The 11,331-nt window shown below is 72.7% G+C and carries 12 protein-coding genes; 6 read left to right on the top strand and 6 right to left on the bottom strand.

Translation table 11 applies throughout. The annotated features are described in order from the left end of the window. Positions 1 to 26 precede the first annotated feature (26 nt). The gene (locus FNH08_RS32210) at positions 27 to 713 is read right to left on the bottom strand and encodes a GntR family transcriptional regulator (protein WP_152775063.1); all 687 of its coding nucleotides are present in this window, start codon (positions 711 to 713) and stop codon (positions 27 to 29) included. 138 nt (positions 714 to 851) lie between these two features. On the opposite strand from FNH08_RS32210, the gene FNH08_RS32205 reads away from it, so the two are divergent. From FNH08_RS32205 to FNH08_RS32185, 5 genes are read left to right on the top strand one after another with little or no spacing between them, the layout of a single operon-like run. Continuing rightward, entirely contained in the window at positions 852 to 2,183 is a 1,332-nt protein-coding gene (locus FNH08_RS32205) for an MFS transporter (RefSeq protein ID WP_152775062.1), read from the top strand. Continuing rightward, complete coding sequence (locus tag FNH08_RS32200; RefSeq protein WP_322725861.1) at positions 2,180 to 3,010, top strand: putative hydro-lyase; 831 nt, start codon at positions 2,180 to 2,182, stop codon at positions 3,008 to 3,010. Before FNH08_RS32205 ends, FNH08_RS32200 begins: the two co-directional genes overlap by 4 nt. 33 nt (positions 3,011 to 3,043) lie before the next feature. Next, on the top strand, positions 3,044 to 3,802 hold the full coding sequence (locus tag FNH08_RS32195; protein WP_152775061.1) for a LamB/YcsF family protein: 759 nt from the start codon (positions 3,044 to 3,046) through the stop codon (positions 3,800 to 3,802). Further along, positions 3,799 to 4,410: a 5-oxoprolinase subunit B family protein gene (locus FNH08_RS32190; protein WP_152775060.1), complete on the top strand. Its 612-nt coding sequence runs from the start codon at positions 3,799 to 3,801 to the stop codon at positions 4,408 to 4,410. The genes FNH08_RS32195 and FNH08_RS32190 overlap by 4 nt, the downstream gene beginning before the upstream one ends. Beyond that, positions 4,407 to 5,279: a 5-oxoprolinase subunit C family protein gene (locus FNH08_RS32185; RefSeq protein ID WP_322725860.1), complete on the top strand. Its 873-nt coding sequence runs from the start codon at positions 4,407 to 4,409 to the stop codon at positions 5,277 to 5,279. Before FNH08_RS32190 ends, FNH08_RS32185 begins: the two co-directional genes overlap by 4 nt. 38 nt (positions 5,280 to 5,317) lie before the next feature. On the opposite strand, the gene FNH08_RS32180 is transcribed toward FNH08_RS32185, so the two are convergent. The 5 genes from FNH08_RS32180 to FNH08_RS32160 form a co-directional block, all read right to left on the bottom strand. Further along, a complete protein-coding gene (locus FNH08_RS32180) occupies positions 5,318 to 6,163 on the bottom strand; it encodes an SGNH/GDSL hydrolase family protein (RefSeq protein WP_152775058.1) in 846 nt (281 codons plus the stop codon). Further along, a complete protein-coding gene (locus FNH08_RS32175) occupies positions 6,160 to 7,329 on the bottom strand; it encodes a glycosyltransferase (RefSeq protein WP_152775057.1) in 1,170 nt (389 codons plus the stop codon). Before FNH08_RS32175 ends, FNH08_RS32180 begins: the two co-directional genes overlap by 4 nt. Further along, a complete protein-coding gene (locus tag FNH08_RS32170) occupies positions 7,326 to 8,450 on the bottom strand; it encodes a glycosyltransferase family 4 protein (protein ID WP_152775056.1) in 1,125 nt (374 codons plus the stop codon). Before FNH08_RS32170 ends, FNH08_RS32175 begins: the two co-directional genes overlap by 4 nt. 214 nt (positions 8,451 to 8,664) lie before the next feature. Further along, the gene (locus FNH08_RS32165; protein WP_152775055.1) at positions 8,665 to 10,083 is read right to left on the bottom strand and encodes a HEAT repeat domain-containing protein; all 1,419 of its coding nucleotides are present in this window, start codon (positions 10,081 to 10,083) and stop codon (positions 8,665 to 8,667) included. Positions 10,084 to 10,384: 301 nt separating this feature from the next. Then, a complete protein-coding gene (locus FNH08_RS32160; RefSeq protein ID WP_152775054.1) occupies positions 10,385 to 10,777 on the bottom strand; it encodes an ankyrin repeat domain-containing protein in 393 nt (130 codons plus the stop codon). Between the two features lie 328 nt (positions 10,778 to 11,105). Here FNH08_RS32160 and FNH08_RS32155 point away from each other — a divergent pair, with 328 nt between their 5' ends. Beyond that, positions 11,106 to 11,300 carry a hypothetical protein gene (locus tag FNH08_RS32155; RefSeq protein WP_152775053.1) on the top strand — a complete coding sequence of 65 codons (195 nt, stop codon included), beginning with the start codon at positions 11,106 to 11,108 and terminating at the stop codon, positions 11,298 to 11,300. The last annotated feature ends 31 nt before the right edge of the window (positions 11,301 to 11,331 follow it).

Below are 11,331 nucleotides of genomic sequence, written 5' to 3'. Positions count from 1 at the left end.
GCCCCTTTCAGGGGCGCCCCCACCCCTTACGGAGCCACCCTCCGCCCGTACACCTCGACCAGTCCCGTGAGCGAGTCCGCGAGGTATGCCTCCAGCAGCTTCTCCGCCTCGTCGCGTTCGCCCGACTCCAGGGTCCGCAGGATCTGCTGGTTGCGTGCCAGGTACGGCTCGTGGAGGCGGCGTGGGTCGTCCACCACGTGGAAGGCCAGGCGGAGTTCGGCGAAGACGCTGCGCATCAGTTCGTCGGTGCGCTCGCTGCCGGCGAGGGCGACCAGCTCCCGGTGGAAGTGGATGTTGGCGGTGGACACGCCTTTCCAGTCACCTTCGCGCGCCGCCCTCTGCCCGTCCGCGACGGCCTTGGCAGGCCCGTCCACGGCGTACGGCGGCGCGCCGAGACCGCGGACGACGGCGCACTCGACGATGCTCCGGACGCGGTAGATGTCCTCGACGTCCTCGACGGTCAGCACCCGGACGAAGACGCCGCGGTTGAGCTCGTGCACCAGCAGGCGTTCGTGGGTGAGCAGGCGGAACGCCTCGCGGAGCGTGTTGCGGGAGACGCCGAGCGCGCCGCCGATGCTGTCCTCGGACAGTCGGGTCCCGGGCGGGAAGAAGCCCTCGGCGATCCGGCTCCGGAGGATGTCCGAGACCCGTTCGGCGGTGCTGGTGCGGCCCAACAACGCGCGGTCTTCAGCCAGTCCCGTCAGTTCTGCCATGCCTCGAATTCAATCGCAGATACAAGAACGAAACAACATAGGTATTGAAGGATCGTTCAACGATCCCCTACCTTGCTGGGAACGCAAGGCAACTGCCCGTCTCCTCACGCACCCTCCGTCCCTCATTGCGAGGTGCCCATGAGCACGACTCCTCCCTCTCCCTCCCCCTCTCAGGCCGTGACCGGCGAAACCCACCCGAAAGCGGACGAAACCGGCGCCGATGACGGCGCGTTCGCCTGGCTGCGGGCCCTCGGTCCGCGCGGCCGCCGTGCCTTCGCGGGCGCGTTCGGCGGCTACGCCCTCGACTCGTACGACTACTTCACGCTGCCGCTGAGCATGGTGGCGCTCGCGGCCTACTTCGGCCTGGACAGCGGCCAGACGGGCCTGTTCACCACGGTCACGCTGGTCGTCTCCGCGATCGGCGGAGCGGCAGCGGGCGTGCTCGCGGACCGGATCGGGCGCGTCAAGGCGCTGATGATCACCGTGATCACGTACGCCGTCTTCACCGTGGCCTGCGGCTTCGCGCCCAACTACGAGACCCTCCTGGTCTTCCGGGCCCTCCAGGGGCTCGGCTTCGGCGGTGAGTGGGCGGTCGGCGCGATCCTGGTCGCCGAGTACGCGAGCGCGAAGCACCGGGGGCGGACGCTCGGCGCGATCCAGAGTTCCTGGGCCGTCGGCTGGGGGCTGGCGGTCATCGTCTACACGCTGGTGTTCCAGTTCCTCGACGAGGACGTCGCCTGGCGCGTGATGTTCTGGACCGGCGCGCTGCCCGCGCTGCTCGTCGTGTGGGTGCGGCGCCAGGTCAAGGACGCCCCCGAGGCGAAGGCCGCGCGCGAGAGGAGCAGCGAGAAGGGCTCGTTCAAGGCGATCTTCAAGCCGGGTACGGCCGCGGATCCAGGACTGCTGCGCACCACGGTCTTCGCCGTGCTGCTGTCCACCGGTGTCCAGGGCGGCTACTACACGCTGGCCACCTGGGTGCCCACGTACCTGAAGAGCGAGCGGGAACTGTCCGTCGTCGGCACCGGCGGCTACCTGACGTTCCTGATCTCCGGTGCCTTCATCGGCTACCTCACGGGCGGCTACCTCACCGACAGGCTGGGCCGCCGGCGGAACATCTGGCTCTTCGCGGTCCTGTCGGCGCTGTGCATCCTGGCGTACGCGAACATCCCCAGCGGCGCCAACACCCTGCTTCTGGTGCTCGGTTTCCCGCTCGGGTTCTGTATGTCGGCGATCTTCAGCGGATTCGGGTCGTTCCTGAGCGAGCTGTACCCGTCGGCCGTGCGCGGTACGGGGCAGGGCTTCACGTACAACACCGGCCGCGCCGTGGGCGCCGTCTTCCCCACCACGGTGGGCTTCCTGGCCGACAGCTGGGGTGTGGGCGGCGCGCTGGTCTTCGGCGCGATCGGTTACGGCCTGGCGGCGATCGCGCTGCTGGGACTGCCGGAGACGCGTGGAAAGGAACTCGTGTGAACCGCGCGACCACCGCCCAGGACAGCCCCTTGACCCTCGTCGACGAGCACGCGCACGCGTGGAGCCCGAAAGCCGCCCGGGCCCGCTTCCGGGAAGGGCTCGCGGGCCCGACAGCCGGCGTCGCGGCGGGCCACACCCAGGTCAACCTGATTTCGGTGCCGGCCGACTGGGCGTACGACATGCTGCTGTTCTGCACGCGCAACCCGAAGCCGTGTCCGGTCCTCGACGTCACGGACGCCGGCTCCTGGACCACTGTCCTCGCGGACGGGGCGGATCTGCGCACCGATCTGCCGCGCTACCGGGTGTGGCAGGACGGCGAACTGGTGGACGAGCCCACGGACGTGCGCGCGCACTGGCGGGACGACCTGGTGTCCTTCCTGATCGGTTGCAGTTTCACCTTCGAGCGGGCGCTCTCCGAGGCGGGCGTCCCCATCCGCCACATCGAGCAGGGCCGCAACGTCCCGATGTACGTGACCAACCGCCAGTGCCGGCCGGCTGGGCGGCTGCACGGCCCGCTGGTGGTGTCCATGCGGCCGGTGCCGCCGAAGCACCTGGCGGCCGCCCTGCGCGAGAGCGGCCTGCTCCCGGCGGTGCACGGCAGCCCCGTACACTGCGGCGATCCCTCGGCGCTGGGCATCGACGACCTCGGCCGCCCCGACTTCGGCGACCCGGTGGACGCCGAACCGGACGACATCCCGGTGTTCTGGGCCTGCGGAGTGACTCCGCAGGCCGCGGTGATGGCATCCCGCCCGCCGTTCGCCATCACCCACGCACCGGGCCAGATGTTCCTGACCGACGCCCGCGACGAGCAGTACCGCGTGGCCTGAGAAGGAGACACGGAACAGGAGTTGCGCAGATCCATGACCTCGATCGACCTGAACGCCGACCTCGGCGAGGGCTTCGGCCGCTGGCGTCTCACCGACGACGAAGGGCTTCTGTCCGTCGTCACCAGTGCCAACGTGGCGTGTGGCTTCCACGCCGGGGACGCGGTCACCATGCGGCGGGTGTGCACGCTCGCGGCCGAGCGCGGCGTACGGATCGGCGCGCAGGTCTCGTACCGCGACCTGGCCGGGTTCGGGCGGCGCGCCATGAACGTGCCGCCCGCCGAGCTGGCGGCCGAAGTGGCCTACCAGATCGGCGCGTTGGAGGTCTTCGCGCGTGCGGCGGGGGCCCGTGTGGCGTACGTGAAACCGCACGGCGCGCTCTACAACCGCGTCGTGCACGACGAGGAGCAGGCCGGAGCGGTCGTCGAGGGCGTACGGCTCGCGGACGTCACGCTGCCCGTGCTCGGGCTGCCCGGCTCGCGTTTCCTCAAGCTGGCCGAGCGGGCCGGGCTGCCGGTGGTCACCGAGGCGTTCGCGGACCGTGCGTACACCGACGAGGGCACGCTGGTGCCGCGCGGCCAGGACGGCGCCGTGATCACCGACACGGACGAGGTGGTCGAGCGGTCGGTGGGCCTGGCGCGCGACGGGGCGGTCACGTCCCTCACCGGGGAGCGCGTCCTGGTCCGCGCCCGCTCGCTGTGCCTGCACGGCGACACCCCGGGCGCGGTGGAGCTCGCCCGCAAGGTCCGGGGCGAGCTGGAGTCCTCGGGTGTCCGCGTGGAGGCGTTCGTATGAGGACGCTGCCGGTCGGGGACCGCGCGCTCCTGATCGAGGTGGGGACCGGCGACGAGGCGCAGGCCCTGCACGCCGAACTGCTGCGCCGCCGCGCCGCGGGCGACCTGGCGGTGGCCGAGATCGTCCCGGCGGCCCGCACGGTCCTCCTGGACGGCGTGGACGCCCCGTCCCGCCTCGCCGAGCGGCTCGCCTCCTGGGAGGTGCCGCCCGTGCCCCCGCGCGCGGAGGACGTGGTCGAGATCCCCGTGCGCTACGACGGCCCCGACCTCGCGGACGTCGCCGCGCACTGGGACATGGATGAGGCCGGGGTCGTCCGCACCCATTCCGCGGCCGAGTTCCGGGTCGCCTTCTGCGGGTTCGCCCCGGGCTTCGGCTACCTCACGGGTCTGCCCCGCCAGGTGCCGCGCCGGGCCACCCCGAGGACGGCCGTGCCCGCGGGCTCGGTCGCGCTGGCCGGCCCGTACACGGGCGTGTACCCGCGCTCCTCCCCCGGCGGCTGGCAGCTGATCGGCACGACGGACGCGGTGCTGTGGGACCACGCGCGCGTGCCGGCCGCTCTGCTGTCACCGGGTACGCGCGTGCGTTTCGTCCCGGTGGGGGCGCCGTGACCGATCGCGCCCTCGCCGTCGTACGCGCCGGAGCCCTCACCACCGTCCAGGACCTGGGGCGGCCCGGTCACGCCCACCTGGGCGTGCCGCGCTCGGGAGCGCTGGACGCGCCCGCGGCCGCGCTGGTCAACCGGCTCGTGGGCAACTCCCCGGAGGCGGCCGTCCTGGAGACCACGCTCAACGGATGTGCCGTACGGACGCGTTCGACACTCACCGTGGCCGTTGGGGGCGCCCCCTGCGCGGTCACCGTGGACGGGCGCCCGGCGCCCTGGGGAGCCGCACTGCGGGTCCCTGGAGGGGCTCTGCTCGACATCGGGCCCGCCCGCTCGGGGGTACGCAGCTATCTGGCCGTCTCCGGTGGCGTGGCCGTGGAGCCGGTGCTGGGCAGCCGCTCGACGGACCTGCTGTCGGGACTGGGACCCGCTCCGCTGGCCGACGCGACGGTGCTGCCTCTGGGGCCGCCGCCGAGGGCGCACGCGCGCGTGGACGTCGTTCCGCACCCGGCGCCGCCCACCGAGCTCGTCCTGCGGGTGACCCTGGGCCCGCGCGACGACTGGTTCACCACGGCGGCCGTCCGCACCTTCACCACGCGCGCGTACACGGTGTCCACCGCGAGCAACCGCATCGGACTGCGCACGGAGGGCCCCGCACTGGAGCGGGCGGTCCCGGGCGAACTCCCCAGCGAGGGCATGGTCCTGGGCGCTGTGCAGGTCCCGCCGGACGGCCGTCCGGTCGTGTTCCTCGCCGACCACCCGACCACTGGCGGCTACCCCGTGATCGCGGTCGTCCACGCGGCGGACCTGCCCGCGACCGCCCAGGCGGCGCCGGGCACCCCGGTGCGCTTCGTCGCCGTACGCCGGAGGGGCTGAGGCACCCCGGAGGGGCCGGATCCCACGCAGGCGCCCGGTCACGCCGCCTCCGTGCGCTCCCTCACCGTCAGCGCGGCAAGGGCCGACGCCACCGCGTGGGAGGCGCTGAGGTCCAGCCTGCCACTGGTGCCGCGGGCCTTGTGGCGGATCTCGGCCGCGGCGAGGGTGAGGAGCTGCGGCAGGAGGTCGGTGCACCGCCGGGCGACCCAGCCGGTGCCCTTCGTGGCCAGCCACCACAGACTGGCCGACCGGGTGGGCACGGGGAACTCGGGCTCGGCGGACGGTCCGGCCCCGGTGGCGAGGCCCGCTTCGGCGAGCAGCGCGTGGAAGCGGAGGGCGAGCTGCCGGTGCCCTCGCTCGCCGGGGTGCAGCCGGTCCGCGCTCCACATGGCGCGGTCCGTGAGCCACTCACCTTCGGAGGCGTGCAGATGAACCGCTTCGTACCGCTCGGACAGGGCGTGGACCACGGTGTTGACCGCGCGCTGCCGCCGGGCGAGCGGACGGGCGAGGGTGCCGGGCAGGCCGAGCATCGCCCCGGGGTCGGGCAGGCAGGCGGTGAGCAGGATGGCGCCCTGGGCGCGGAAGGCCCCGTAGACCTCGTCGAGGCGGGCGGCGACGGCGTGGATGTCGAACGTGCAGCGCAAGGTGTCGTTGACGCCGATGACGACGGAGACCACGCCCGGTCGCAGGGCCAGCGCGGCGGGGGTCTGCCGCTCCAGGACGTCACGCGTCTGGGAGCCGCTGACCGCGAGATTGGTAAAGTCCACGGCCGGGCCGAGCCCGTCGGCGAGGAGGGCGGCCCAGCCGCGCCAGCCGTCCCCGACGGGGTCCCCGATGCCCTCGGTCAGCGAGTCGCCGAGGGCCACGAACCGCAGGGGTCTCATCCGACGCCCTCCCGGACGGGGTCGGCTCCCTCACGAAGGGGACGCCGTACGGCCGCGTCGTGGGCCGCGAGGAACGCCTCCACCGCGGTCGTCCATCCGAAGCACTCCGCACGCGCGCGTGCCGCCTCCCTGCGCTCCTGCTCCGGGCGCGCGAGGAACAACTCCACGGCGTCGGCGAACGACTCCCCGTTGTCGGCAGCCGTGGCCCCGGCCGACCCGACGACCTCCGAGAGCGCGGACGAGGCGCTGGCCACCACGGGCGTGCCGCAGGCCATCGCCTCCAGCGCGGCGAGCCCGAACGTCTCCGCGGGCCCGGGAGCCAGGCACACGTCGGCGGAGGCCTGCAGGGCGCCCAGCATCTCCCGGTCGGCCACGTGCCCCAGGAAGGTCACCGGGAGCCCCTGCGCCTGCTGTTCCAGGCGGCCCCGCAACGGCCCGTCCCCGGCGACGACCAGGACCGCCCGCTTCCCTCGCCGCAGCAGCGCCTCCAGCGTTTCGAGCGCCGTGACGGGCCGCTTCTCGACGGACAGCCGGGAGCACATCACCAGCAGCACGTCCCCCGTGCCCGCGTGCCGGGCCCGCAGCCCCGGGTCCTGCAACGAGGGGTGCCGCCCCACCAGGTCGACGCCGAGCGGGGCCCGTACGACGTTGCGCGCCCCGATCCGCACGAACTCGCGCTCGGCGAACTCGGTGGTGCACACGATCTTCGAGTAGGTGTGGGCCGTACGGACGTTGAGGGCGTCGGAGGCACGCCGGGCCATGCCCTCGGACAGCCCCCAGGTCCGCATCACCCCGTCGGCGGTCTCGTGGGAGACCATCACGGCGGGCACCCGGGCCCGTCGTGCCCACTTGCCGGTCCACCGCAGGGTCGTCCGGTCGGAGACCTCCAGGCGGTCCGGCACGAGCGACTCCAGGAGCCCTGCCACGCGCCGTTTGTCCGCGAGGACGCGGTAGCCGCCGGTGCCGGGCAGCGACGGCCCCGGCAGGGTGATGACGCGTCCCTGCTCGGTCTCGCGGTCGGTGTGGCGCTCGCCGGGGACGATGAGGACGGGGTCGTGCCCGGCCTCCTTGAACCCCTTGCCGAGTTCGCGCAGCGCGGTGCGCAGGCCGCCCGAGGCGGGAGCGACGAAGTTCGCCAGCCGGACGATGCGCAGCGACTCGCTCATGCCGCCACCGCCGTCCGCGCGGACAGCACGTCGGCGTAGTGCCCGATCAGCTGGTCACCGACGGCCTCCCAGGTGCGGCCCTCGACCATCGCCCGCGCCGCCGCGCCGTACTCGGCCCGCAGCACGGGGTCGGCGACCAGGACCTCCACGGCGTCCCGCACGGCGGCCGCGTCGCGCGGCGGGACCAGCAGGCCCGTCCGCCCGTGCGCCACCAGGTCCAGCGGGCCGCCGGCGGCGGGCGCGACGACGGGCACCCCACTCGCCATGGCCTCCTGGACGGTCTGGCAGAAGGTCTCGAAGGGACCGGTGTGCGCGAAGACGTCCAGGGAGGCGAAGATCCGGGCGAGGTCGTGACCGGTACGGCGGCCGAGGAAGGCGGCACCGGGCAGGGTCTCGCGCAGGCCGGGCTCGCTGGGGCCGTCGCCCACGACGACGACCCGGACGCCGTCGAGGCCGCAGACCCCGGCCAGCAGCTCCACCTGCTTCTCGGGGGCGAGCCGGCCGACGTAGCCGACGATCAGCTCGCCGTTCGGCGCCAGTTCGCGGCGCAGGGCCTCGTCGCGGTGGTCGGGGCGGAAGCGGACGGTGTCCACGCCGCGCGGCCACAGCTTGACCCGGGGTACACCGTGCGACTCCAGGTCGTTCAGGGCCACGCTGGACGGGGCGAGCGTGAGGTTCGCGGCGGTGTGCACGGAGCGGATACGCCGCCAGGCGGCGTTCTCGCCCGCGTGCACGTAGGTGCGGGCGTATCCCGCGAGGTCGGTCTGGTAGACGGCCACGGCGGGGATGCCGAGCCGGGCGGCGGCGGCCATGCCGCGTACGCCGAGGACGAAGGGGCTGGCCAGGTGGACGAGGTCGGCGCGGTGCTCGGTGATGGCCGCGGCGACGCGTCGGCTGGGGAGGGCGACGCGGACCTGGGGGTAGCCCGGGAGCGGAAGGGACGGGACGCGGACGACGGGGCACGGCGCCTGGGCGTCGGCCTCGGTACCAGCGGCGGTGGCCGGGGCCACGACGAGCGGGGCGTGACCGCGCGCGGCGAGGTGCCTGGCGGTCTGCAGGGCGCAGTGGGCCACGCCGTTCACATCGGGGGGAAAGGACTCGGTCACGATGACGACACGCATACCCGTGTTGTCCTCGTGCTGGACGTGGCCGCGTCAACGTGGATCTGTCCGGGCGGGGAACGACGCGTGAGCGTTGTGCACCGCTCCCGCCCGGCTCCACATGTCTTTCTCCCAGGTCACCAGCCGTTCATTCAGTTGTTCAATCGTTCATGCGGTCGTTGTCGTGGTGGGTATTGCCAAGGTTCACCCAGCGAGTCCTCACACCGCTGGGTGTTCACACGGCGGGTGCGTCCGGACCGATCCGGCTGCGTACGGCTGTCTGGACCTCGGCCTCCTCGGCGGGGTCGGCGGCGAGCCGGCGGAGCTGTTCGACGACGCGTGCGTCCCCGGTCTCCGCGTGCCGGGCGGCGATCTCGCGGGTGGACTCCTCGCAGTCCCACAGGCACTCGACGGCGAAGCCGGCCGGGAAGGAGGGATCGGTGGCGGCGAGCGCGCGGGCGGCGCGGCCGCGGAGGTGGGAGGAGGCCGTCTCGCGGTAGATGTGGCGCAGGACGGGTGCCGCGCAGACGATGCCGAGCCGTCCGGTGCCGTCGACGAGGGTCCACAGGGTGGGCGCGTCGGGTCCCTCGCCGCGCACGGCCTCGCGGAGCGCGGCCAGGACCAGGTCACTGTCCTTGGTGCCGCCCCTGCACGCGAGGGTGCGTCCGGCGGCGGCTCCGAGCACGTCGGGGCGGTGCGCCCAGCGGCGCGCCCGGTCGATGGCCGCGACGCTGCGCATCCGTTCGAAGGCGTCGACGGCGGCGTCCACGACGGCCGCCGAACCGTCCGCCACGGCGCCCTCGATCAGGTCGAGGACGTCGGGATCATTGCTGTCGGCGAGGTAGCGCAGGGCGGTGCAGCGGGCGCCGTCGCTGCCGGTGCGGGACGCTTCGACGATCTCGGCACGGTCCTCGGGCCCCGCGACGGCCGAGAGACAGCGGGCGGCCGGCACATGGAGCACGGCACCGCGCTCGAGGCCCTGCTGGGCCCACTCGAAGACAGCCTGCACGCTCCACCCCGGACGGGGCCCCGATGGTCGCATCTGGCGCTGCCACCGGTCGAAGGACCCGGTTTCGTGGGCGGCACGCACGCGCGTGGCGATCGACGCGCGGGAATCCTCGGCCCACAGCCGCCAGGGCCGCGGCTCGAAGGCGTCACGGACGGCGGCGGCGAGCTCGGCCTCGCCCTCGGGATCGGTGGCGAAGCGCGCCAGCACGGGGGCGGCGAGGGAACGCAGGCCGGCGTCGTCGTCCCTGAGGGCGAGCTCGTCGAGGGCCCAGGCCCAGTTGGTGCCGGATGCGGCATACCTGCGCAACAGGGCGAGCGCATCCCGCCTGCCGTACGAGGCGAGGTGCCCGAGGACCGCGAGGGCGAGCCCGGTGCGTGACTCGCAGGTGTCGAGCACGTCCTCGGCTTCGAAGAGGTGCCGCTCGATCTCGTCCAGCTCGCCGTTCAGGTCAAGGTAGAGACGGGCGTAGTACAGGGAGCGGTTCTCCACCTGCCAGTCGTGGCGGGGGTCGCTCAGCACACAGTGGTTCAGCGCCGCGAGCGCCTCGGCCCGCGGGGCGGTGAGCGCGTGCAACGTACCGTCGCCGCGGCCCCGCTGGAGCAGGCCGAGCAGCGTACCGCTGGGCGCTATGAACGGTTCGAACATGGGAAACAGCCTCACATCAAGCGTCGACGCAACCGGGAATCCGCGTTACCTGGCCGCGTGACAACACGTCGGAGCGCCCGCCGTCTCTTGCTTGCTGAAGACCATCTTCCTCTGCCTCTCGTCGGTGGCCCATGCGGACCGCATCACGGCCCACGCGGTGCGGCAACACCTGCCCAGCCATCGTGTCCGTGAATCACGACGTCATGATGACTCGCGGGTTCTTCCTGCCGCGACCGAAATTTCCGGCGGCCCCGTACCGCCTCCCCCGTCTTCCGTGTTTTACCTGGTCAGAACAGTCGGATCAGTGTGCGCCGAACAGTTCGAGCAGTTGTGTCCTGCCGAACATCCGGGCGGTGTCCACGGCCGAGGGGGTGCCCGCGAGCACGTCGGCGCCGCCCTCCAGGAGGACCTGGATGACCGCCTCCTCGCCTTTGAAAACCGCTCCTGCGAGCGGTGTCTGGCCTCGGTCGTTGACGTGGTCGGCCTCGGCGCCGCGCTCCAGGAGGGCGCGCACCGCCTCGGCGTGGCCGTGGTAGGCGGCGAGCATCACGAGCGAGTCGCCGCGGTCGTTGATGAGGTTGGCCGGAACGCCCGCGTCGACGTACGCCACGAGCGCCTCGGTCTCGCCCCGGCGTGCCAGGTCGAAGATCTTCGTCGCGAGCTCCACGACCTCGGGGTCGGGGGCTTCACTCATGGGCCGGACCGCCTCTCACAGCGAGCGCGTACGAGCCCGGGCGGGCTCCAGGGACAACTTCGGGCGCGTACGACGGCCGATCGGTGCCGCCGTACGAGTGAATCGCCAGAGTACTGGGCTGCGCGCGCACATGACCGGAGCCGCCCGAGGCAAAGTTCACAGGAGCCTCCGTCAGGCGCAGCATCCCGGCTCGGACAACCCCGCGGCCACTCCGCCATTCAGGCGAAATTGCCCCCACTTAACCCATTTACCCCTTTTATCGTATAGATACATCTTGTGACCCTGGAAGAACTCATGGTGACTGTCCCCCTCGACCAGGAGAGCACACATGATTCTGTCCATCTCAGGCGTCGTCCTGCTCGGCACGATCGTCTTCCTCTACTTCCGCAAGGACAATCTCAAGGCCTCGCACGCCATCGTGGCCACGCTGTTCGGCTTCTACCTCGCCAGCACGGGCATCGCCCCGAGCATCGAGGCCGGCGGCGAGAGCCTCGCGAGCCTCCTAGGCGGCATCAAGTTCTGATCCCGCTCCCACCCGTACACACCCCCAGGAG

Origin of the sequence: Streptomyces spongiae (genome assembly GCF_009377185.1) — a bacterium.
Classification (GTDB): Bacteria; Actinomycetota; Actinomycetes; order Streptomycetales; family Streptomycetaceae; genus Streptomyces; species Streptomyces spongiae.
The sequence above is the reverse complement of the archived record's forward strand: the minus strand, read 5'-3'. Positions and strand labels throughout refer to the sequence as shown.

Bases quoted from the DNA above. Each gene is read 5' to 3' on its own strand.
- FNH08_RS32155 (WP_152775053.1), top strand. From the start codon at position 11,106: ATGATTCTGTCCATCTCAGGCGTCGTCCTGCTCGGCACGATCGTCTTC.
- FNH08_RS32170 (WP_152775056.1), bottom strand. From the start codon at position 8,450: ATGCGTGTCGTCATCGTGACCGAGTCCTTTCCCCCCGATGTGAACGGC.
- FNH08_RS32195 (WP_152775061.1), top strand. From the start codon at position 3,044: ATGACCTCGATCGACCTGAACGCCGACCTCGGCGAGGGCTTCGGCCGC.
- FNH08_RS32210 (WP_152775063.1), bottom strand. From the start codon at position 713: ATGGCAGAACTGACGGGACTGGCTGAAGACCGCGCGTTGTTGGGCCGC.
- FNH08_RS32180 (WP_152775058.1), bottom strand. From the start codon at position 6,163: ATGAGACCCCTGCGGTTCGTGGCCCTCGGCGACTCGCTGACCGAGGGC.
- FNH08_RS32160 (WP_152775054.1), bottom strand. From the start codon at position 10,777: ATGAGTGAAGCCCCCGACCCCGAGGTCGTGGAGCTCGCGACGAAGATC.
- FNH08_RS32175 (WP_152775057.1), bottom strand. From the start codon at position 7,329: ATGAGCGAGTCGCTGCGCATCGTCCGGCTGGCGAACTTCGTCGCTCCC.
- FNH08_RS32190 (WP_152775060.1), top strand. From the start codon at position 3,799: ATGAGGACGCTGCCGGTCGGGGACCGCGCGCTCCTGATCGAGGTGGGG.
- FNH08_RS32165 (WP_152775055.1), bottom strand. From the start codon at position 10,083: ATGTTCGAACCGTTCATAGCGCCCAGCGGTACGCTGCTCGGCCTGCTC.
- FNH08_RS32205 (WP_152775062.1), top strand. From the start codon at position 852: ATGAGCACGACTCCTCCCTCTCCCTCCCCCTCTCAGGCCGTGACCGGC.